This is a genomic window from Myxococcales bacterium, from assembly GCA_016703425.1.
Taxonomy (GTDB): Bacteria; Myxococcota_A; Polyangia; order Polyangiales; family Polyangiaceae; genus JADJCA01.
Window position 1 is genome coordinate 239373 of sequence record JADJCA010000002.1, and the last position, 22161, is coordinate 261533.

Below are 22161 nucleotides of genomic sequence, written 5' to 3' on the forward strand. Positions count from 1 at the left end.
CTTCGGCGCCTCTTTGAGCGTGCACGAACCGGCGCCCGACACGACTCGGTCACTCGTCGAAACCCCGCTGGCGGCGCAACGCATCGAGGCGGTTGAACGACCAGCGGTATTCGCCGTCGCGGGCTGACCCGGCCTCGAGGCTCACGCGGTAGTATGCGATCGCGTCGGCGGCGCGGCCTTCGTAGTCGGCCTTGTGCGCCATATAGAAGGCAGCCTCGCACGCCCGCTTCTCGTCGACGATGAACGGCTCGACGTCTTCGTCGCGGCCGAGGCCCATCAAGGCGCGCCCCATGGCCGCGTAGGGGCTCGGCTTTGCCCTCGTGAAGTAGGCGATGACCTCGCCATAGTGTGGGTTCTCCTTGCCGCCATGCTGCACCACCGTCGCAGCACGCATCAGCCAGTCGAAGGCGCTGTGATTGTCGTCGCCGGCGGCCGGTGGAACGAGGGTCCACAGCACGGCGGGGGCGTTGTGTCCGAAGGCGAACATCGAGAGCGGCGGCCGCATCGGCGGCGGCACGACCTTGTCGAGCCACGCGAGCGCCGCCGGCTCGCCCTCTCCGTCGCGCTTCGCTTCGAAGGCATCCATGTGAATCTCGAGCTGTACCAATCCCGGCGGCCGGAAGAGCGTCGTGAGGCTAAACGCGAGATCGGGCCGCTTCGCGCGCCGCAACTCGGCCACGAACGCCATGCCGCTGATGGGATCGGAGAGTGTGCCCAGCGCCGCGATGGTGCGATCGATCTCGGCGGCCGGCCCTTTCACCAGCACCGGCACCATCTCATGCGCAATCTTCCACCGCGTGTCGACGTAGCTCACGCGGTGCGCCTGCATCGCCGCGACGGCGCCTCGCGGATCGCCTGTTAGGAACTTGATAAGGGCCAACGCCGAGCCGCTCTTGCTGCCGGGGTAGCGTGACACGAGCCACTTGGCTCGCTCCACGGCCTGGGCCGGCGCGCCCGTCTCGACGTCGATGCGCGCCGCCGTTAGCACCGCGTCGAATTGGCCGCTGGCGGCGGCGGCTTGCGCGGCAATCTTGGCCTCGGCGAGCTCGCCTTCGGCGCGGAACGATTCAGCGACAACTCGGCGCGCACGCGCCGCGCGGAGCGAGCCATCGTCGTGCTCGTTCATCCACGGGAAGAGCAGCGCGCGGCCCTCCGCCGGCCTGCCCACGGCGAGCAGCGCTTCGGCGAGCGACGTGCGGAGCCCGATGCTGCGCGGGAGCTCGGAGACGAGCGGCTCGACGCTCGCGAGCAGCACCGGATCGTTCGGCGTGCGCCGAAGCGCCGCGGCCAGCACCCGGGCGCGCCGCGGCGCCGAGAAGCGCGCATCGGCCATGGTGCGGCGTACCTCGTCGACATCGCGCGATCGCGCCAGTTTCCAAGCGTCGATCTCGGGGGCGGCGAAGGGCGCGACGCTGAGCGACGAGGCGAGCAGCCGATCGGACTCGGCGAGGTCCATGGCCGAATACGCGGCAGTCGCGCCGCTCCGTCGGTGGCTCGGCCGTGAGTCGAGCGTGGCCGCCAAGAGGCGTGCGGCGCGAGGAACATCGCCGCTGCCCCAATCGGCGCGGCTCGAAATCTCCGCGAAGATCTTCGCGCGCGCCGGTTGACCCAGCGCTGGGAACGCTGCCGCGCCTTGCACCACGGGGCCACCGAGCCCCTTTTCCAGGACGTGCACGCGCAGACTTAACCAATCGCGCAGATCGCGCGAGCTCGGTGCGGAGCCCGGCTTGAGCGCGTCGAAGCGCGCCCGGGCTTCCTTCTCGTCGCTCCGCAGATCGAGCTCGCGTCCGAGCACGTCGTCGATGCGGCTGAAGAAGTGGGCGCGGTAATACGCGTCGATGGCGCCGACGGGCACGAGGGGCCCGGGGGCCACGAGCTTCGCGGCGAGGGCATCGAACTTCGCGAGCTCTTCGCCGGGCTTTACGCCGATTGCCTTGCGCGCTGCGGCGAGGGCGGCTGCGGCGCGAACGCCGGGGAGAGCGGGATCGCGCGCGAGATCGACGAGAGGTCTGAGCGCGGCCTGCGCTGCGCCTGCGCCGACCGCTTCTCCGAGGTGCGCCAAGGCGACGAGCGGCCCGAGCTCCATGAGCTGCCCGTCCTCGAGCCCCGCGCCGTCGAGGCGCGCCCCGAGCGGAGGAAGCCGCAGGATGTCGGCGCCAGGAAAGGCGAGGCGCGCCAGGCCGGCCGGCGTCTCGGCGCCGCGCGCTTCGCCCACGCGGCGTAGCCAGAGGAGTCGTGTGATGGCGTCGGCGCCGCGCGCCGCTTGGCGCAGCGAAACGTCGTCGATGGCGAGGAACGCGCCGAAGCCGTCGCCCTTGGGGAGCGCGGCGGCGTACCCGGCAGCGGCCTTCGTGTACCCGAGCGCAGCCGCGACGAGCATCCGATCGGTGTCGCCGATGCCCGCGCTGGCGATGTCGGCGACGACGTGCAGTGCGATGGCTTGTGCGAAGAGCCCGTCGGCGACGCCCACTCGGTCGTCGACTTGAAACGCGAGCGACGCGAGCGCATGCGCCGTGCTCGCGAGGTTTGCGCGCGACTTTTCGCCGCGGCCCCACGCCGCTTGCGCTTGCGCGAGCGCCCTGTGCGCCGCGTCGTCGTAGAGGGGCCGAGCGTCGGCGCGCGAAGGCGCCGGCGACGCGTCGAGGCCAAGGGTCGCGAGCGGCATGGTGCGCGCGAAGGCCATGAGCTTCTGTGCGAGCTCCGGATAATCGGGCAGGTCGGCGAGCCCGGTCCACACCTCCGGCCCGGGTGGCGGCGCGCCCAAGAGGCGCGCGATCTCCGCCGCGGCCATCACGAAGCGCCGGTCGACGCGGAGCCGATACGCGGCGGCGATGGCCTGACGCCGCGCGCGCGGCGAAAAGGGCAGCGCCTTCGTCGCATCGGCCGGCACCACCACCGTCGCAGGCGGAGAGTCCTTCTTCTTGTCGTTCTTGTGCGCGAGCTCGCGAAGCTGGTCGCACCCCGAAACGCCGAGGGCGAGCGCGACGCCCAAGAGGAGGCTGGTGGCACGAAGAAGGGGCATGCGGGCTCCGGGTGGACGGGGCAGTCGTGCGACGCGCGACGACGCTGAGCGGACACGACGAAGCGCCGGCGCTCAAGCGTGGAGGACGCGGGCAGGCGCGATTGGGGGGATAAGGTGCGAGCGAGTTCGCGTCTGGATTTGCATACTGCACGCGAGTACGCGTTCGGTTGGGCGCCCCGCTCGGGTGCGCGCACCAAGCCGCGCTCGCGGTGGAGACTTTCGTGTGGCCTCGCGTCTGAGCTTGTGTACCGGGCGCCAACGATCGCAGCGTCGAAGCGGCGGATCAGGCTGCGTCGGAGCGCTTGTTCAAGAAGGCCGTGGCTCCGGCGACGCCCCAGATCACTTCGATGACGAGCTCGGGCGTGTCACGCCTTTGATCGCTCACCGCCGCGCGCGAAGCTTCTCCAAAAACTCCGCGTCGAGCAGATCTTGGGGTCGGCCCGCAGCCCGCTTGTTGGCGACAAGGTGGTCGAACGAGATGACGCGGAGTCGCAAGCCGTCGAGCTCCGTGACCACCGCGTCCGCAAACAGCGCCTTCGAGTCGACACCGTCGATCGTCCGCAGCAGGTCGATCCGCAGCGGCGGTTGCCCGAGAAAGACAACGTCGGACTCCTTCATGACCGCAGCAGCGGCGACAACGTTCGCCGGCGCACCGAACCGCGCCAGCGCTGTCGCCGCGCGCGCTAGGTTCACGGGGCTGCCCTCGAGGACGAGGTCGATGTCATTCGTCGCGCGTGGACGGCCGTGAAACGCTACGGCGTAACCGCCCACCAGGAGCCACTCAACCGCGTCTCGGTCGAACTCCTCCAACAGCTCTTTGAAGTCGCGGGGCAGGTCCACTTTCGCCGGCCATGCTACGCATCTCTTCGATGAGTTGGGTCACGCCTTGGATGCGCTCGCGTGGCGTGGCCGCTGCCCAAAAGGCCAGGTCCATTTCGTCGGCCTCCTCGAACGAGTGAGCCACGCCACCCGTCCAGGTTGCGCGCCTCTGGTCAGCTCGATTGGCTGCGGCTCGATCGGCAGGCGAGGACACGTGAAACAGTCTAGCAGAGCGCCGCCGTTGCGCAGCCGGGGCAGAGCGGGCCTTGCGCCCGCTAGCCGGATTGCTCTCGCGTGGTGCGCCGCTTCGGTGAGCGACGCATCGATATCCTCACGCAGATCGAAGGCATCTCCTTCTCGGAAGCGTGGCCGCAACGCATTCAAGCGTCGTTCGGCGATGCCGTTCGCTGCTCGGTGATCAGCCTCGCGGACCTCATCGTCAACAAGCGCGCCGCCGGTCGACCTCAAGCTCTCGCTGACGTGTCTGTGCTCGAACGCAATCAGCAAGCCGGCGCGGCGCTCGACGCTTGGTACACCGAGTGGGCGGATCGTCCGCGCCGTCGTCTCTAGACGCGATCGCATCGCCCTCCGCATCGCGATGCGACGCAAAGCCGATCGAGGCCAGAGCACCGAGACGGAAGACAGGTGGGCACTGCCCCGACGCCGCGGACGACGGTCCCCGTCGTGTCAACCGCCTCAAACAAGCCCGCCAAGGCGCCGGCGCGCCCCCCAACCCGTTTGCGTGACTTCGTGCGCGGGGCCCCGACGTATTGGGCCGGCGGAACGTCTCATGAGCGAGCTCGCAGGTCTCGTAAACCACTCGAGAGACGCCCGGGCCCAGCTTCGTGCTGAAGGTCGCCGGCAAGTGACCGAAGGAGGCCGCCTTTTGGGCTTCCAGTGGCAGCGCAGCGACGAAGCGTCTGAGACGCGCGTCTCGTGAGACGAACTCCCAACCTCGATACGCCCGTAACCCAGCGAAAGGTCGACCGACCAACCGTCGGCAACGGCGTACGAAGCCCAAAGCCGACGCGTGAAGGTCCCGCGCTCGTCCACGTGAGCGCGCGCCTGGTCCCGCGCGCCTCCCGCCACGCTTACCAGAGCTCCGCGGTGCGTTATCGCGGCCCCGCGCCCGCTTACCGACCGTGCGCGCTGCCTTACCCGGGGCCAGAGCCCGAAACCCAATCGTACGAAATGCTTGGACGGGCACATCGTGCTCACCGGGTACGCCCCGTGTCGACGAATGTCGACACTCGGCGCGGCAAGTCGTCGACGCGCGACATGCGCGACCGTTGCGACCCTCATGGAGATTTCTCCGCGGAGCGCGGCAGGCGGGACATTTCGCGCCGTTGGCTGCACCGCGAGCACCCCTTACGAGTCGCGACAGGTCGCCGCCGAGCCGACCCACCCGCGGCACATCGCGTGCGACGTCGGCGTCATGACAGGCACACCTGTTCAACTCGTCCCTCCGCCCCTTCGCTTCGTTGGAACGCAGGCAAGCACAGTGGCGGCCGTCGCTACCCGGCCCCAGCCCGCAATCGTCGCAGATACCCGCCTCGCCGACACGCTGAGGCGCGCCGCCCGAATGGGCGACCCCACGGGCGCGCACAGCCGCGCGGGGCTCGGCATGGTGCTCGGGGGACTCCTCGGACTAGGGATCGGCCTCGTCGGCGTCGCACTCGCGGGAGCGGCGATCGGCGCTATCGTCCTCTCGGGCGGCGCTGCTCTGCCCATCGTCGTGGGCGCGGGTTTTGGCTTGGCAGCCGCGGGCGTCGGCTTCTTCGCTGCCATCGCAGGCGGCGTCTCCGCGGGAGGCAAGGCCGGCCAGACCTTCAAGGGGGGCTCGTGCGGGAAGATCACCACTGGCTCCGGAGCCAAGGGAGACGGAAATCCGGTCTTCATCGAGCACCGCCGCGCCGCACGCGCGCAGATCGATGAGCTCGATCACGGCTCCAACGCTCTCATCGAGTCGGGGTCATCCACCGTCTTCATCAACGGCAAACCCGCCGCGCGCGAAGGCGAGAAGGGTGGATGCGGCGGCCTCATGCTTGAGCGCTGTGCACAGCGCACATTCATCGGCGGCGAGTCCACGTCTGCCGGCGGTGCCTACGGGAGCAGCATCATCGCCGCCGCTGACGAGGTCGGCGCCCTCTTGGGCAAGGTAGCGCTAGGCCTGGGCGTGGCAGCGGTGGTGGGCCCCTTCCTGTTGGGCGGCAGCGTTCTCGCGCTCGCGGGAGGCGGAGCCGTCCTCGGCGCGGGTCTGCTACTCGGCGAGAAGGCCACCGAGCTGGGTGCACAAGCCGGGAAGTGGCTCGACTCGCAAGGAGAGAGAACGGAAGGCCGATGGGAGAACATCCTCGGCTTCGTCGGCGGCTCATCGGTGAGCTTCTTCAATCCGATGAAGGCCGGTGCCGTGGTTGGGCGGAAGGCGCCGGTCTCGGCGCTGTTCGTGCCGAGCAAGGCTGAGGTTGCATTCGGGGCGAAGTACCTCACGACCGGCGTCGCCACGGAGTCAGGCCCGAAGCGGTCGTTCATTCGTGATCTGCGCGGGCGGCGCGCGACGGGAGAGCCGCGGGCCGCGGAGGCACGCGACACAGGTCCAACGTTGCCGGCTCAGCGCGACGCGGAACCGGGCGCCGGTGAACCGCGCCCTCAGGCGCCGCTCGAGGACGCCGCGCTTTCGCTAAGGGGAAGTGTGGCGCGCGCACGGGAGAGGGCGGCGGAGGCTCGACCGCGCGCCGGCGAAGGTACCGGCGAAGGTGAAGGTGCTGGTGCCACGGGCTCCGCGAAGCCACGAAGCGAGCGCTACGAGACGCTCGACGGAAAGGTGAAGCGCGACGAACCGATGACGTTCGCGGAGCGCCAAGAATGGACGCGCTTGCGCCTCGCCGACATGCGTCTGGCGAGGGAGCAGCGAACCACGCCTGGGGACGCGACGATCTCGGACCCAGGGTGCTCCACTTGCGCGAAGAGCCGAAGGTCGACCAACTCGCCGGAGGCGGCGAGAACGCTCAGCCCCGCACTCCAAGAGAAAATCGATGGACTTGCGAAGCGTGGTGACCACACCGCGCTGCCTCGCGGCACCAATAAGAATGGCCTGCTTGCCTATCTTGCAAAGAAGCCGGTGGAGTACGGGGTCTTCCGCAGCAAGGAGACTGGGCAGCTTTACGTAGTTCGAGGCGATGAGTCGATCGTGGCTCCCGTTGGTTCCGCAGACCGGCTCATCTTTCACAACCATCCGAGCGGTGCGAAGCACCTATCTGGCGTCGGGAAAGATCCGATGAGCGGTGACGTCGGGTACATCCAAGACCGCAATCCCAACCAGAAGTCCTCCATTATTGGCACGCCGGATGGCCACACCCATCGCAATGCGGTTCCGCGTGTCGAGGAGCAGTACCCTCGACGGAATCCAGACGGCAGCGTCGATTGGAACTACAAGGCTGACATTCCGGGTCGCACGATCGGCGGCACGGGGCATGAGGCGTCTCAGCCCTTCACACCCGGTCAGCTCCGAGACGGTATCGCTGCCCTTCCGAATGGCGGCTCCCCTAGCCAGCTTCGCGATGGAATCCGCGACCTGCAGCCACCGCGACGAGTGGCGCTAGACCCCGCGGGGCAACGGCCCCGTGGCGACCAAGCCTTCGACTTCTCGGCTAGACGCCAACCGATTGAGTGGCGGGAGGTAGGGCCCAGAGAGCGCGCCGAAAGCGCAGGCGCCACCGGCGAGCCACCGCTCGATCGCCTCCACGCCGACGACACGACGACGTCATCTCAGAGCTACGCCTACTGGCAGAACCAGCCCACCCGCGACATCGTCGAATCGCTCAAGCCGGGCCGACCGGACTCGCTGAAGGTCGACGATGCGGGCAAGGTCTGGGACGGGAACACGCGGGTCAAGGTTCTCGAAGAGCGCGGTTACGATGTCGACAGCCTGCCGCGCGAGCGTCACGCGCGGACAGATCTCGACGGTAACCGGGTCGGGGTGAGCCCGGCCCGCCGCGCCGCCGAGGACTTGTTCGCGCCGCGACCCGCCGATGGCGCGCCCGAGACCGGCGGCGGACAAAGGTCCGCGTGCACCACCTGCGCCGCCCCGCCACCGGCTGCCGCAGCCACCGTGGCAGCGGCAGCAAAAGGCTTCCGTACCACGCCACCGCGATCGCTCCCGAGCGCGAACGAGCTGTACGACTTCGCCAGGCAGGGCCGCCCGATTGACCCGAGCGTCGCGACCACACGCGAGGGACGAGCGCAGCTACGCCGTTTGTGGCTCCAGCGTGCAAGCCTTCAACACGCAGAGGAGCAGGCCGAGCGCCGCGCTCGCGCGGACGGTTGGACGCCGGAGGCACACCCACGGCGAGCCATCGATCTGAGCGTGGCGGGCCCCGCGAGAACCTTGGGTCCCGATGCGCGCGACGGCGCAGGCGCGTATCGGCTCCCTGATGGCTGGACTGAGTTATGGGTGCACGGCACCCCGACCGGTTTCGCCGGCGAGGTGCCAGGAGTTCCTGGCGCCTATACGCCCAGAACGGTGACCGAGGTGGCCGACGCCGTTCGGATGCAGGGCGGCAGCGGCCCGGTTCTCCTGGTGGCCTGCGAAGCGGGCAAGCTCACAACCGCTGGCCCCAACGCGGCTCAACAACTCGCGAACGAGCTGGGACGCCCGGTGGTCGCCATGAGCCACGTCGTGGCAGGCATGCCAGGTGGAGGCTACGCGCCGGCTGGAATCCAAACGACTGTTCCGACGGGCCTTGCGGCGATTCCCCAGGTCGACGGCATCCCATACACGAGCGGCGCCGTCCAAGGTCGGTGGCGAACGTTCGTACCGAACCCCGTTGATCTTGTGCTGCCCCTTGGCGGACCGTGAGCCTCCGCGTGCACTCCCCTCGTCGCTCTCGCGTACCATTCGGGCCCCAATGCCCCTCTCCCCTCCCCTCGGCGAGCCCCCGGAGCGCGTGCGCGAGCTCCTCGCTCCGCTTCGTCACGAATTCTCCGTGGCATTGCATACTGCAGGCAACGCCTTCGCCGTCGGCGCCGTCATTCGCGTGGCGCACAACTTTCTCGCGCGGGAAGTCCTGCTCCTCGGCGACGAGCCCTTCTACGAGAAGGCCTCCATGGGCATGGAGAAGTACGAGACGATCCACACGCTCACCGACGAAGCCGCGCTCCGCGCACACGTGGCCGGTCGGCCCGTGTGGGCCATCGAGAAGGACTTCGCGCGGCGAAGCCTCTACGACGTCACCGAGTTTCCGAAGGACGTCGTCTTCCTCTTCGGCAGCGAACGCTTCGGCCTCACGCGCGAGACCTGCGACGCGTGCGACGACGTCATCGGCATTCCCATCTACGGCGTAAACCAGTCGCTACCGCTCGCCGTGGCCTCGGGCATCGTCATGAACGCGTGGGCCGAGCGCCACGCCCGCGCGGCACGGCCGCGCTAAGTGCGTCCGCGCCTCGACCGGCCCAGTGGTGCGCTGCTAGGCTTTCCCGATGGGTGAGGCCGCTCGGAAGACCGCAACCTACGAGGATCTCCTCTCGATCCCTCCGCATCATGTGGGGGAGATCTTGCTGGGCACCTTGTGGTCACACCCGCGTCCGCGCTCGATTCACGCGAGCGCGACGGGCGCGCTCCACGCCGAGCTGGCCCCACGGTTTCGCTTCGGTCGTGGCGGTCCCGGCGGGTGGATGATTCTCGAGGCGCCTGAGCTTCATCTCGCCGCCGACGTCTTGGTCCCGGATCTTGCCGCTTGGCGACGCACGCGCATGCCCGAGATGCCCGACACTCCCCACTTCGAGCTCGCCCCCGATTGGGTGTGCGAGGTGCTTTCGCCGAGCACGGCCAAGGTCGACCGCACCGACAAGATGACCATCGACGCGCGAGAAGGCGTGACGCACGTTTGGCATGTCGATCCCGCCGCACTGACGCTGGAGATCTTCCGCCTCGAGGGTCCGCACTACGTGCGGCTCGGTGCGTACCGAGACGCAGCTCGCGTACAGGCCGAGCCCTTCGACACCTTTGAACTCGAGCTCGAGTTTCTCTGGGCGCGTTAGGTCGTGCGTGCTCGCGCCTTCTCGCTGATGTCATTCGCTCTCGCCGCGGCGACGCTCACCTGCGTCGAGACGCGCCCCTTGCCTCCTTGCGATCCATCGTCGGCGCTCACGGTCCCGCCGCGCGATCCCTCCGCGGCCGTCGTCGTCGCCGCCGGTGACATCGCCGATTGCCCCGCGGGCCACCAAGACGAGACCGCCGCGCTCGTGGAGCGCATCGCGCCGGACGCTGTGCTCACGCTCGGCGACACTGTGTATCCAAACGGCTCGCTCGACGACTTCCTCGATTGCTACGGCCCGTCGTGGGGCCGCTTTCGGTCGATCACGCGCCCCGCCGTCGGCAACCACGACTACCACGCGGCGCACGCGGGGCCGTTCTACGCCTACTTCTGCGGCGCGGCGGGGCCACCCTTTCGCGGCTACACGAGCTTCGACATCGGCACCTGGCACGTCGTCGTCTTGAACAGCAACTGCGGGCCCGACATCGATCTGCCCGAAGGCACGAGCGACGAGTTCGGAGGCTGCGGCGCTGACTCGCCCCAAGCGAAGTGGCTTCGTGACGATCTGCGCGCCCACCCGAATCGCTGCACGTTGGCGATGATGCATCACCCGCGCTTCACCTCGAGTCGCTACGGCAACCACCCTTTCGTGCAGGACCTTTGGTCGGTCCTCTACGAAGGCGGCGTCGACGTGGCGCTGGGCGGTCACGCGCACCTCTACGAGCGACTCGCGCCCATGACGCCCGACGGCACCATCGACGACGCGCGCGGCGTTCGCTCCTTCGTTGTTGGAACCGGAGGACGGTACCTCGTCCCCTTTGGCAACACGGTGGCGGGGAGCGAGCGACGCGACAACGAGAGCTTTGGCGTCCTGCGGCTCGTGCTTCGGCCTGACGCCGCGGACTACTCCTTCGTGGCTGTCGAGGGTCGCGTCATCGACGAAGGGAGCTTCGCTTGTCACTGAAGGGGCGACTCACCCTGGTCGGCACGCTTGCGGTCTTGCTCGCGACGCCTCGCGCGGCGCTCGCGGACGAGATCGCGCCGCAGGCGAGGCGCGTCGCCTTCACGTTCGATTCGCGCATCGGATACGGCGCCACCTTCACAACAGGCCAACCGTTCCTCGGCGCCGGCACCGGCCTAGCCGTTGGTATGACGCTGCCGTCGCGGTTTCACTTCGAGCTCGGCGCGCTCGCTCACCTCGGCAGCGCGAAGGCAGCGGTGGGCCCCGGCGCCACGTTCCACGCGCGGTATGCGTCGTTCTTGGGTCTCGCGGGCGCCGGCTACGACTGGTCACTCGCGCGCGCGCTTGTCCTCCGTCCGTCGCTCGTGGCGGGAGGGATTCTGATCGCGGGCAGCACCCAAGTCGGCACCGAGAGAGAGCGCGACGTACGCCCGCTCTTTCTTGTGGGCCCCTCCTTGGCGTGCCTCGTTCGCTTCGGTCGCTTTCACGCTGGCGCCGACGCGACCGCGTTCTTCGTCCCCGCACGCGTCGCCGCGCCCGTGGCAACGACATACGCGCTCTTCGGTTTCGAGCAATGACGATGGCAACGCGCACCTGCCCGGCCGCAACGTGAGGGCGTTTTCGGGAGCGAGGGTACAGTGACAGCATAGTATTGCAGTGGCAGCCGTCGTACCCTGCCAGTTCAAGTTGAACCGGCCAGGAGAGTTCGTCATGCGATGGTCCCGATTGCCCTTGTGCGTTGCAGTGCTCACCGCCGCCGCCGCTGCGAGCGCCTTGCCGGGCTGCAGCAGCGACGAGGCGGCAACGCCTAGCGGTCTGCGCTGCGGACCAGGCACGGGTGAAGTGGCCGGCGAGTGCGTCGCTGGCGCGATCGGTGAGGACGGCGGAGCCGGGGCCGACGGTGGAACGACATCAGGAGATGGCGGTGCGCTCAAGTGCGGCGCGGGAACGCTCGAGGTCAACGGCGAGTGCGTCGTCGCGTCCACGGCTCCGGTCACGGCACCCGCGGGGCCGACCCTCGCCGCAGGAATGCAGACGGTCTGCGCCGTCACGGCCTCGGGCGGCGTCAAGTGCTGGGGCGAAGGTGACAACGGTCAGCTCGGAGACGGCCTGCAACGTCAATCGGGTACGGTCGTGGTTGCCTCGACGGCAGAGGCCGACGGCGGGGTCGGCGCTCCGCTGAGCAACGTCAAGGCCGTCGCCGCGGGCAGCGACAACGCGTGCGCGCTCACCCAAGCGGGTGCGGTCTATTGTTGGGGCGGGAGTTCGGGGCTCGGACTTGGCGCCTACGACGACGCTTACACGGCGCGACTCATTCCTTCGCTGGCCTCGCGCGTCTCACGACTCGCCATGGGTTCCGGTCACGCCTGCGTCATCGTTGACGGCACCGTCAAGTGCTGGGGCGACAACTCTTCCGGCGAGGCCGCGCAGCCACCGAGCCAGGACGGAACCTACGTTCCCTTCGACGTCGCCGGGCTCCCCGGTCCCGCAGTGGAGTTGTCACTTGGCCAACGGCACACGTGCGCGACCCTGCAAAGCGGCAAGGTCTTCTGTTGGGGCGACAACGAGGACGGCAAGCTCGGCGACGGTACGACCGCGCAATCGAACAGCCCGAAGGAACCGGTGCTGGTCAACGTCACCGGCGCGGTCGGTAAGGTCATCGCCACCTATGACAGCACCTTCGTCCTTGGTGGCGCGGGCGCGGTCTTCGCGACGGGAACGAACAACTACGGTGAGCTCGGTCTCGGCAACGACGACGGCGTCTTTCTTCCATCGGCGGCGCCACTTTTCGCCGGCGCAACCAGCGTCGCAAGTGGTCGGTACTTTTCCTGCGCCCTCTTCGGCGGCACGGTGAAGTGCGTCGGTCGGAACCAAGCAGGTCAGCTCGGCGACGGCACCAAGACCGACAAGATGTCCGCCCTCGCCGACGCGCAGGGCCTCACCGACGCGACCGAAATCGTTGCCGGCGACGACTTCGCATGCGCCAAGCGCTCCTCCGGGGAGATTCGCTGCTGGGGCTCCAACGACACGGGTCAGCTCGGCATCGGCCTCAGCCGCACGCAGGCAACGCCCTTCCCGCTCAGCGCTTCTTACGCGCACATGGCAGCGGGCAACAACGTCGGTTGCGGCATCACATCGGCGGGTGCGCTTCGATGTGCGGGCCTTGACAGCGGCGGGCTCGGGACCGGTACGGCGACCTACGTGACGCTGCCCGCGCCCGCGACCGTGTCGGGTCTGTCGACCGGGGTGACCGGCGTCACGGTGGGGCAAGACTTCACGTGCGCGCTCCACGCGGGTGCGGCCAAGTGTTGGGGCCAGAACTCCCAGGGTCAGCTTGGGATCGGTGGCAGCGCGGCTTCGCTCTCACCCACACAGGTCACGGGGCTCGATGCGAACGTGACGGACATCGCAGCGGGACGCCAAGCGTTCGCCTGTGCGGTCCAAAGCGGCGCTGCCAAGTGTTGGGGCCAGAACTCCTACGGCCAACTCGGCAATGGCTCGAACGCAGCGAGCTCAACGCAGGTCCAGGTAACCGGACTCGACTCGGGCGTCACGCGAGTTTGCACATCGTCGCAGTTTGCGTGCGCGGTGCAGGGCGGCGCCGTGAAGTGCTGGGGCCAGAACTACAACGGCGTACTGGCGACCAAGAACACGTCGAACACGCCATTCGCGATTGCTGCCCTCGACAGCGGGGTGACACACCTCGCCTGCGGCAACGACTTCGCGTGCGTGATTCAGGCGGGAGCGGTGAAGTGTTGGGGGGCTAACGGCTACGGCCAACTGGGCGACGGCGGCACCGCGTCGACGCCGACGCCGGCGACCGTCTCCGGACTGGCAAGCGGAGCGACCCTGCTCGCAGCCGGCGACTACCACGCCTGCGCCTACGACGGCACCTCGCTCCGCTGCTGGGGATACAACCAACAGGGCGCGATTGGTGTGCCGGGCCCCAACAGGTCATCACCGGTGGTGGTGCCCGGCGTCTCGGGCCTGATCGCGCTGAGCGCTGGCCGAGCGAGCACGATGGCGTCAAGCGGGACCGCCACGTGGGCGTGGGGCGACAATCGCTACCAGCAGCTCCACACGCAGGTGCCGGCTCAGTCGCTCGTGCCGGTGGCTGTCGTGGGCTTCTGACACGGAGCTGGCCCTCGTAAACCTACGAGGGCCGCCGCGGCCTAGCCTCGAACCTCGTTTCGCGCGAGCTGAAAGAGGACGTTCGCCGCTCGTCGCGCGTCCTCGTAGCGCGCGAGATCCGCGACGCCGATCACACCGCGGGGCCGATCGTCGTCATCGCACACGATGACGTAGTGACTCCCCGATTCGATCATCTTCGCTTCGGCCTCAACGACGTCGTCGCCCAAGCGGCAGCGCACCGCGCCCCGGGCGATCCGCGACAGGTGCACCTCGTTGGGCGCGCCACCGGCGAGAATCTCGTGAACGAGGTCGCGCTCGGTCACGACGCCGGCCAACCGCCCGCTGTCGTCCACGACGGGAATGATGCCGACGCGGCCATCCCGCATGAGACGGGCAGCTCTCACGGCCGTGTCAGTGCGCATGGCCGTAACGACCGGGTGCTGCATGAAATGCTCGCAATGCATGGCGACCTCCGCGGCGCTCGGAGCAAGGATGATGCCCGCGTCGCGGCCCGCAATTTTGAGGTTACCCGAGGGCTAACCGCAGAAATCGCTTCGCCCCGGCGCCAGAGTTGCGCGCCTCATGAACGCCGCTTGGGCATGGCCATGAGGTCGTCGTGGACGTTTCGCACCGAGTCCGGCACCGTCGCGTCGTGGCTGCCTCCAATCCTGTCGCGGGCACGCAGCCAGCGCTCGCCATCGACTGTGGTGTCGCGCGCTGTCGTCGGGCGGCGCGCCTCGAAGCGTTCGCACACCGTCGTAGGCTCCGATGACGGGACGGCTCTGGAGATGCCGTGCTTACGCGAGCGCGCTTGCGCCGCCGCGGCCTCCAGCGCACTGGCCGCCCCAAGCCGACGCGGCGGCGGAGGCGATTCCGTCTCCGATACCGCCAAGACGCGCGGCGACGACGCCAGCGGAAGGCGCGCGACATTCGAGGGCCGGCGGCGCGGTCGTGGTGGCGTGGGAGGCACGGGCGCCATGGCTCGTCGCGAACGGGGACGCGAGCTAAGGGCGACCGTGGCAGCCAACGCCACGTCGCTGTCCATGGCGTCGGCGACCGACATCAAGTCGCCCGCGAGCACGCGCTCCTGCGCCACCTCGAGTCGTTCGAGCATGAAGAGCGCGACCGCGGCGGCCACGAGAAACGCTCGCCACTCGAGCCACGAAGGCGGCGCCCCTAGGCCCACGATCAAGAGGAGCGGAAACCCGAGAGCCCGGGCCGCGGCGAGCGCCACCCGCAGGCGGCGACGCGAAGAGCGAGGCGGAATGCGAGGCGGCGGCGTTGCCGCGCGACGTGAGCTTCGGTCAAAGCGCCAGCGGTCGGACCAGGCTCCAGGAATCATCGTGGGTCCATCGGCGCCGGCCGCCCGCGAGTTGCGTAGCGGCGGTGCGAATCCGCTATTTTTCCCGAGCGCCCAACGCACGTTCAGTGGCTGAGAGCTCGAGGACGTAGCCCCGCGAGCAGCGCCTTCCGCGAATCTGCGTGTCGTCGCGCACGAACCCTTTTCGTTCGTAGAAGCGAATCGCGTCGAGCATCTCGTGGGTCGTGTCGAGGACGAGTCGGCGCGCTCCTCGCGCCTTCGCAAAACCGAGCGCCTCGCCGTAGAGTCGAGACCCAAGCCCGGTGCCGCGTGCGCTGCCGTGCAAGTACATCTTGCGCAATTCGAACGTCGACGGCGTGTCGGCCAGCGGCGCCACACCCGCGGTCCCAACGATTCGGCCGCCTAGCTCTGCGACCCAGAACGCGCCACCGATCGCAGCGTATGAATCCGGCAATCCGCGAACGGCCTCGTCGGTCTCGCTGCCGGCGCCGAAGGAGAGACCGAACTCGTTGAGTATGAGCGTGATGAGCTCCATAACCGTGGGCACGTCTTCGTAAGTCACTGTTCGTACGTGCGTTACCATGGCGAGCATCCTAGACGACCAGTGGCGAGTGCCGCGACGGTCGGCGCGTCGTTCGTCCACGAACGAGACTCCGCGTGGCGCCCTTTGGGCGTCGCCGCGCGGAGCCGATTCGTCAACCGATGCGGCTATGCGATGTGCCCCCGCGGAAGACGAACTCACAATCCGGCGAGGCGCTTTCTGATCTCGGCCTCCTGCGCCGGATCCACCAGGAGCGCTGACTCGCTCAGCGCGACGAGAGGGTTCCCGCTCACGGGCGGCGCCGACGGCGGACGCGTCGCCCGTGCGATTTGCGCGCGCAGCTCGGCCGCGGCGCGCTCGGCCGGATCGTCGACCCGCGAGAGCGCATCGGCGACGCACTTCTGTGCGTGGGCCCGAGCCGACGGGATCGCGACCTCGACCTCCACGAGGGGGCGCGCCGCCAGCACGTTCGCCAGCACGTCGCAGTCCACGTCCGCGGCAGGCCGAATGGCGGCGAGCGAATCTGCAACGACTCGATCGCCGAAGGTCGCCGCCCTCACGCCAAGGATGCCCGCACCGGCGGCCGGGAGTGCCGTCGCGCAGGAGAGGAGCAGCATCCAGTTTCGGCGGTGACGCCGATTGACCATCACCGCCGCCAACAGCCCGACGACGCACGCGGGCGCGGCGATGGCCGCACCGAGGAGCGCGGGAGCGCGCGCGAGCTCGGCACCTTGCGCGATGGTCTCTTGGATGATGGAGAAGCTCTCGAGCACGCTGTCATAGGGAAAGCGCGACAGGTAGGCCCGCCGTGCCATGAGCCCGAGGCCCGCGCTGGCCGCCATGACGAGGGTCGCGAAGGCGACGGGGAGCGCAGCGAGGACAGCACCGACGAGTGGGCGCTTAGCGCGAACCGCAAAGAAGAGCGAGCTGCTTGAAAGGAGGAGAGAGACGCCGAAGAGGGCGAGGTGTTCCAGGTTCATGCCCAATTCATCGGCCGGGGCGTGAGGCAAGTTGTGTCTCTCTCCTGCCTTTTTGGAGGCCGACGCGCCCTTTCAGCCTTGAACCGGGCTCGGCGAGGCCGAGCCTCGGGCGTCGCGAGCCTCAAGCGCGGCGCGCTCCTTGGCGACGTGGGCGGCGGGCGCGCTCTCCATCAGCCACGCCACGAACTTCACGCCCAGGCCGTAGGCCACGTCTTTCGCGAGCGATGGGCCTCCGCCGCGACGAACCAGCTCCTTGACGAGCGCGTCGCCGCGACCGTCGGGGGCGACGTGCCTGACCGTACCGTAGGCCTCGAAGGCGGCGCGCATCCCCGCGTCGCACCGCGCCCGAAGGACGGGCACCACGGCGGCGTCGGGGCCTTGCAGCGCGACGATCATGCGCCCCGCCGCCTCTCCCGAATCGTAACGCCCCGCGAGGTGCACACTTCGGAACCCGTCGGGCATTTGGAAGACCGACGCGAGGGCGATGTTCACCGCATCGTTGCCGGACGCGTTTCGTTGAACTTCCGCCTTGTCGGCGGCGTCCGCGATGTAGTGCTTGAACATGTGAAGCGTGCTGAAGACAGCCGCGCCGCCGACCGCGAGCCCGCCGCCGATCATGGCCGCTGTGCGCGTGCCCATGTGCTCTGCGCCGTGGAGGATGAGGTGGCTCACGCCTTCCTCAGCAACCTTCGTCCCGAGAGCCTTGAGCCCTTCGACCGCGGCACCATCCTTGAGCGCCTGCCTCTCCGCGCGGAACGACGGCAAATAGGCGCTTGAGCGCAGCGTATCGCCCTCTTTCGATATCCGAACTTCGTGGGCGACCTTGTCAACGAGCTCTTCGGTCGTCTGCGCAGCGTGTGGGTTGGACTTTTGAGTGGCGGCCACGTTCATGAGAAACCTCCGTGGTCTCTCATCGGCATCGCTGCAGCGAAAGTTGCGTGGCGCCGGTCGATCCGCAGTCGAGAGTAGGCGTTGCGCTTCGCGCTCGGCGGCGCAGGTGCCAAGAAAAACGGGGAGCCTCCTTTCGGAAGCTCCCCGCTCGTTACCCCGAAGGGTTTGGCGTCACTCTTCGTTGACGGCCATCGACTCGGGCGCCCGCGGCATCGGCGGGGGCTCGCGCTCCGGCACGTAGCCGGCGTCGTGGCCTTCGACGACGACGTTCATCATCTTGTAGGCGGGGAGCCCCGTCCCGGCGGGGATGAGACGACCCATGATGACGTTTTCCTTGAGGCCGCGGAGGAAGTCGACCTTGCCGCTGATGGCGGCTTCGGTGAGCACCTTCGTGGTCTCTTGGAAGCTCGAGGCCGAGATGAACGACTCGGTGGAGAGCGACGCCTTGGTGATGCCGAGGAGGAGCGCTTCGGCGTGAGCCGCTTTGCCGCCCTTGTCGAGAACCCTCTGGTTCTCGCGCTCGTAGACGTGCTTCTCGACCTGCTCATCGATGAGGAAGTTCGTGTCGCCGACGTCGGTGATGCGGACGCGCCGCAACATCTGACGAACGATGACCTCGATGTGCTTGTCGTTGATGGCAACACCCTGGAGCCGGTAGACCTGCTGGATCTCGTTGACGAGCCAGGCCGAGAGCTCCTCGCCACCCTTCACGCGAAGGATGTCGTGGGGGTTCGCCGGGCCGTCTTGCAGGGGCTCGCCGGCGCGCACGCGATCGCCCGGCTGCACCTGGATGTGCTTGCCCTTCGGGATCAGGTACTCGTGCGTGTCGTCGGTCATGAGCGCGCCGTTGCGATCGAACGGCGTGATGATGACCTTGCGCTTGCCCTTGGTGTCCTTGCCGAAGGAGATCTCTCCGTCGACTTCCGCGATGATCGCGTGGTCCTTGGGCTTGCGGGCTTCGAAGAGCTCGGCCACGCGCGGGAGGCCGCCCGTGATGTCCTGCGTCTTCGTGGTTTCGCGCGGCATCTTGGAGATGACGTCGCCGGCTTCGACCACGTCACCATCCTGGACGACGATGTTGGCGCCGACGGGGAGGAGGTAGCGGGCGTCGAGGACACCGCCGGAGAGCTTGAGCGTCTCGCCGGTCTCGGGGTGCTTGACGGTGACGCGCGGGCGGAGGTCCGCGGCGCGCGACTCGATGACGACCTTTCGCGAAAGGCCCGTCACTTCGTCGAGCTTCTCGACCATGGTGACGCCTTCGACGATGTCGCCGAACTTGATGATGCCCGAGACCTCGGTGAGGATCGGAACCGCGAACGCGTCCCACTCGGCGAGGAGCTGGCCGGCCTTGACCTTCTCGCCTTCGGCCACCTTGAGGACGGCGCCGTAGACGAGGCGGTGGTGCTCACGCTCACGACCGGTGTCGTCGACGATGACGACCTCGCCGTGGCGGTTCATGACGACGACGAGGCCGTCACGCTTCTTGGCGAGGTTGGCGCCGCGGACGCGGACGAAACCTTCGCTGCGCGCTTCGAGCGAGCTTTGCTCGATCTTGCCGCGGGCCGCCGCTCCACCGATGTGGAACGTACGCATCGTGAGCTGGGTACCCGGCTCGCCGATGGACTGGGAAGCGATGATGCCGACGGCCTCACCGATGTTGACCTTGTAGCCACGGGCCAGGTCGCGGCCGTAGCACTTGGCGCAGATGCCGCGCCGGGTCTGGCAGGTGAGCACCGAGCGGATTTGCACTTCCTCGATGCCGGCGTCGACGACCGCGCGAACGCGCTCCTCGTCGAGCTCCGTCGTGGCCGGGACGATGACCTCGCCGGTCACCGGATCGACGACGTCTTCGAGGACCACGCGACCGAGGATGCGATCCTCGAGCGGCTGGATGACCTCGCCGGCGTCTTCGAGCTTGGTGACGCGGATACCGACCATGGTGCCGCAGTCGAACTCGGTGACGACGGCGTCTTGGGCGACGTCGACGAGGCGGCGCGTGAGATAGCCGGAGTTGGCCGTCTTGAGCGCCGTGTCGGCGAGACCCTTACGGGCGCCGTGCGTCGAGATGAAGTACTGGAGCACCGTGAGGCCTTCGCGGAAGTTCGCGGTGATCGGCGTCTCGATGATTTCGCCAGAGGGCTTGGCCATGAGGCCACGCATGGCGGCGAGCTGGCGGATCTGCTGGGTCGAGCCTCGGGCGCCCGAGTCGGCCATGATGTAGATCGGGTTGAAGCTCGGTTCGATGAGCTCCTTGCCCGTATCCGGATCGGTGAGCTTCTCTTTGCCGATGACCTGCATCATCTCCTGCGTGACCTTGTCGGCAACGCCGGCCCAGATGTCGACGATCTTGTTGTAGCGCTCGCCGTCGGTGATGAGACCTTCTTGGTACTGATCGATGACCTTCTGGACTTCGGTCTGCGCCTCGTCGAGGAGGGTCTTCTTCGCATCCGGGATCACCATGTGGTCCATGCAGATGGACGCGCCGCTGCGCGTCGCGAAGTCGAAGCCCAGCGAGCGGAGGCGGTCGGCCAGAAGGACCGTCGCCTTGTTCTGGTGCTTGCGGTAGCAAGCGTCGATGAGGGCCGAGAGAGCCTTCTTGTCGAGCGTCTTGTTGACGAGGTCGAAGGAGAGCCCCTCGGGGAGGATCTCCGAGATCAGGCAGCGACCGACCGTCGTGGCGACGACCTTCCGCTCCTTCGTCTCCGGGTCGACGATGCGCACGCGGATGCCGCTGTGGATCGTGACCTCCTCATTGTCGTAGGCCATGCGGACCTCTTCCGGCGACGAGTAGACGCCCTGAAGATGCCCTTCGACGTGGCCCTTCTTGTCAGCCTTGAGGGTCCCTTCGCGGAAGTAGCCGCGTGAGAACTTCTTCTCGCGCGTCGCGTAGTAGAGCCCGAGGACGATGTCCTGCGTCGGGTTGATGATGGGCTTGCCGTTCGCCGGCGAGAGGATGTTGTTCGTGCTCATCATGAGCACGCGCGCTTCCATCTGAGCTTCGACGGAGAGCGGCACGTGAACGGCCATCTGGTCGCCGTCGAAGTCGGCGTTGAAGGCCGCGCAGACGAGCGGGTGGAGCTGGATGGCCTTGCCCTCGATGAGGACCGGCTCGAAGGCCTGGATGCCGAGGCGGTGGAGCGTCGGCGCGCGGTTCAGGAGAACCGGGTGCTCTTTGACGACCTCCTCGAGGATCTCGAAGACCTCGGGGCGCTCCTTCTCGACCATCTTCTTGGCAGACTTGATGGTGTTGACGTGGCCGCGCTCTTCGAGCTTGTTGTAGATGAACGGCTTGAAGAGCTCGACGGCCATCTTGATGGGGAGGCCGCACTGGTGCAGACGAAGCGCCGGGCCGACGACGATGACCGAACGGCCCGAGTAGTCGACGCGCTTGCCGAGGAGGTTCTGACGGAAGCGGCCCTGCTTGCCCTTGAGCATGTCGCTGAGGGACTTCAAGGGACGCTTGTTGGGGCCCGTGATGGTCTTGCCGCGACGGCCGTTGTCGAAGAGGGCGTCGACGGCCTCTTGGAGCATGCGGCGCTCGTTGCGGATGATGATCTCGGGCGCGTTGAGCTCGAGGAGGCGCTTCAACCGGTTGTTGCGGTTGATGACGCGACGGTAGAGGTCGTTCAGATCGCTGGTGGCGAAACGGCCGCCGTCGAGGGGAACGAGGGGGCGGAGATCCGGCGGAAGCACCGGAATCACCGTCAGCATCATCCACTCAGGGCGGTTGCCGCTCTCGCGGAACGACTCGCAAACCTTAAGGCGCTTGACGCACTTCTTACGCTTGGCCTCGCTGGTGGCCGTGCGCATCTCCTGACGGAGCTCTTCCGACATCTTGTGGATGTCGCAGGCCTTCAGCATCTCGAGGACGGCTTCGCCGCCCATGCCGGCGGAGAACTTGTCGTCACCGTATTCTTCGAGGAGCTGCGCGTAGCGATCCTCGGAGAGGAGCTCACCCTTCGAGAGGGGCGTCTCCTTCGGGTCGATGACCACGTACGCTTCGCAGTAGAGGACCTTCTCGAGATCCTTCAGCGTGATGTCGAGGATCGCGCCGATGCGGCTCGGGAGCGACTTCAGGAACCAGATGTGCGCGACCGGCGTGGCCAGGTTGATGTGGCCGAGGCGCTCGCGACGAACCTTGCTCTGGATGACCTCGACGCCGCACTTCTCGCAGACGATGCCGCGGTGCTTCATGCGCTTGTACTTGCCGCAGTTGCACTCGTAGTCCTTTACCGGGCCAAAGATCTTGGCGCAGAAGAGGCCGTCGCGCTCGGGCTTGAACGTGCGGTAGTTGATGGTCTCGGGCTTCTTGACCTCACCGTGCGACCACTCGCGGATCTTTTCAGGGCTCGCGAGCGAAATGCGAATCGCGCTGAACGAGAGCGGATCCTTGGGCTTCTCGAAGAAGCTGAAAATGTCGCGCATCGGGGTGACCTTTCTGTCGAACTACTAAGAGGAA

15 protein-coding genes are annotated in these 22161 nt (G+C 67.8%); 7 read left to right on the forward strand and 8 right to left on the reverse strand.

Annotation, left to right across the window (positions count from 1 at the left end; translation table 11 throughout):
* Positions 1-49: 49 nt before the first annotated feature.
* Positions 50-3022, reverse strand: coding sequence for a hypothetical protein (locus IPG50_07405; protein ID MBK6692018.1), 2973 nt, complete (start codon positions 3020-3022; stop codon positions 50-52).
* 381 nt (positions 3023-3403) lie between these two features.
* The gene (locus tag IPG50_07410) at positions 3404-3832 is read right to left on the reverse strand and encodes a hypothetical protein (protein ID MBK6692019.1); all 429 of its coding nucleotides are present in this window, start codon (positions 3830-3832) and stop codon (positions 3404-3406) included.
* Positions 3833-4138: 306 nt separating this feature from the next.
* On the opposite strand from IPG50_07410, the gene IPG50_07415 reads away from it, so the two are divergent.
* From IPG50_07415 to IPG50_07445, 7 genes are all read left to right on the forward strand, one after another.
* Positions 4139-4411, forward strand: a complete 273-nt coding sequence (locus IPG50_07415; GenBank protein ID MBK6692020.1) for a hypothetical protein — start codon at positions 4139-4141, stop codon at positions 4409-4411.
* A gap of 1012 nt (positions 4412-5423) precedes the next feature.
* The gene (locus tag IPG50_07420) at positions 5424-8699 is read left to right on the forward strand and encodes a PAAR domain-containing protein (protein ID MBK6692021.1); all 3276 of its coding nucleotides are present in this window, start codon (positions 5424-5426) and stop codon (positions 8697-8699) included.
* Positions 8700-8748: 49 nt separating this feature from the next.
* Entirely contained in the window at positions 8749-9270 is a 522-nt protein-coding gene (locus IPG50_07425; GenBank protein ID MBK6692022.1) for a TrmH family RNA methyltransferase, read from the forward strand.
* Positions 9271-9319: 49 nt separating this feature from the next.
* Positions 9320-9880, forward strand: coding sequence for a Uma2 family endonuclease (locus tag IPG50_07430; GenBank protein ID MBK6692023.1), 561 nt, complete (start codon positions 9320-9322; stop codon positions 9878-9880).
* Between the two features lie 27 nt (positions 9881-9907).
* Positions 9908-10840: a metallophosphoesterase gene (locus IPG50_07435; protein ID MBK6692024.1), complete on the forward strand. Its 933-nt coding sequence runs from the start codon at positions 9908-9910 to the stop codon at positions 10838-10840.
* A complete protein-coding gene (locus IPG50_07440; protein ID MBK6692025.1) occupies positions 10831-11415 on the forward strand; it encodes a hypothetical protein in 585 nt (194 codons plus the stop codon). The genes IPG50_07435 and IPG50_07440 overlap by 10 nt, the downstream gene beginning before the upstream one ends.
* Positions 11416-11548: 133 nt before the next feature.
* The gene (locus tag IPG50_07445; GenBank protein MBK6692026.1) at positions 11549-13969 is read left to right on the forward strand and encodes an RCC1 repeat-containing protein; all 2421 of its coding nucleotides are present in this window, start codon (positions 11549-11551) and stop codon (positions 13967-13969) included.
* Between the two features lie 41 nt (positions 13970-14010).
* Here the strand turns inward: IPG50_07445 and IPG50_07450 are convergent, their stop codons facing one another.
* From IPG50_07450 to rpoC, 6 genes are all read right to left on the reverse strand, one after another.
* Positions 14011-14415, reverse strand: coding sequence for a CBS domain-containing protein (locus IPG50_07450; GenBank protein ID MBK6692027.1), 405 nt, complete (start codon positions 14413-14415; stop codon positions 14011-14013).
* Between the two features lie 134 nt (positions 14416-14549).
* Positions 14550-15311: a hypothetical protein gene (locus tag IPG50_07455; protein MBK6692028.1), complete on the reverse strand. Its 762-nt coding sequence runs from the start codon at positions 15309-15311 to the stop codon at positions 14550-14552.
* A 55-nt stretch (positions 15312-15366) separates the two neighbouring features.
* Positions 15367-15873: a GNAT family N-acetyltransferase gene (locus IPG50_07460; protein MBK6692029.1), complete on the reverse strand. Its 507-nt coding sequence runs from the start codon at positions 15871-15873 to the stop codon at positions 15367-15369.
* A gap of 155 nt (positions 15874-16028) precedes the next feature.
* Complete coding sequence (locus tag IPG50_07465) at positions 16029-16811, reverse strand: hypothetical protein (GenBank protein MBK6692030.1); 783 nt, start codon at positions 16809-16811, stop codon at positions 16029-16031.
* Positions 16812-16883: 72 nt separating this feature from the next.
* On the reverse strand, positions 16884-17702 hold the full coding sequence (locus IPG50_07470) for a hypothetical protein (GenBank protein ID MBK6692031.1): 819 nt from the start codon (positions 17700-17702) through the stop codon (positions 16884-16886).
* Positions 17703-17873: 171 nt separating this feature from the next.
* Entirely contained in the window at positions 17874-22127 is a 4254-nt protein-coding gene (gene rpoC, locus IPG50_07475) for a DNA-directed RNA polymerase subunit beta' (protein MBK6692032.1), read from the reverse strand.
* Between the last annotated feature and the right edge of the window lie 34 nt (positions 22128-22161).

Excerpts from the sequence above, each read along its gene's own strand:
- IPG50_07445 (MBK6692026.1), top strand. The coding sequence starts at position 11,549 with ATGCGATGGTCCCGATTGCCCTTGTGCGTTGCAGTGCTCACCGCCGCC.
- IPG50_07405 (MBK6692018.1), bottom strand. The coding sequence starts at position 3,022 with ATGCCCCTTCTTCGTGCCACCAGCCTCCTCTTGGGCGTCGCGCTCGCC.
- IPG50_07450 (MBK6692027.1), bottom strand. The coding sequence starts at position 14,415 with ATGCAGCACCCGGTCGTTACGGCCATGCGCACTGACACGGCCGTGAGA.
- IPG50_07465 (MBK6692030.1), bottom strand. The coding sequence starts at position 16,811 with ATGAACCTGGAACACCTCGCCCTCTTCGGCGTCTCTCTCCTCCTTTCA.
- IPG50_07430 (MBK6692023.1), top strand. The coding sequence starts at position 9,320 with ATGGGTGAGGCCGCTCGGAAGACCGCAACCTACGAGGATCTCCTCTCG.
- IPG50_07460 (MBK6692029.1), bottom strand. The coding sequence starts at position 15,873 with ATGGTAACGCACGTACGAACAGTGACTTACGAAGACGTGCCCACGGTT.
- IPG50_07435 (MBK6692024.1), top strand. The coding sequence starts at position 9,908 with ATGTCATTCGCTCTCGCCGCGGCGACGCTCACCTGCGTCGAGACGCGC.
- IPG50_07425 (MBK6692022.1), top strand. The coding sequence starts at position 8,749 with ATGCCCCTCTCCCCTCCCCTCGGCGAGCCCCCGGAGCGCGTGCGCGAG.
- IPG50_07420 (MBK6692021.1), top strand. The coding sequence starts at position 5,424 with ATGGGCGACCCCACGGGCGCGCACAGCCGCGCGGGGCTCGGCATGGTG.
- IPG50_07470 (MBK6692031.1), bottom strand. The coding sequence starts at position 17,702 with ATGAACGTGGCCGCCACTCAAAAGTCCAACCCACACGCTGCGCAGACG.
- rpoC (MBK6692032.1), bottom strand. The coding sequence starts at position 22,127 with ATGCGCGACATTTTCAGCTTCTTCGAGAAGCCCAAGGATCCGCTCTCG.
- IPG50_07455 (MBK6692028.1), bottom strand. The coding sequence starts at position 15,311 with ATGATTCCTGGAGCCTGGTCCGACCGCTGGCGCTTTGACCGAAGCTCA.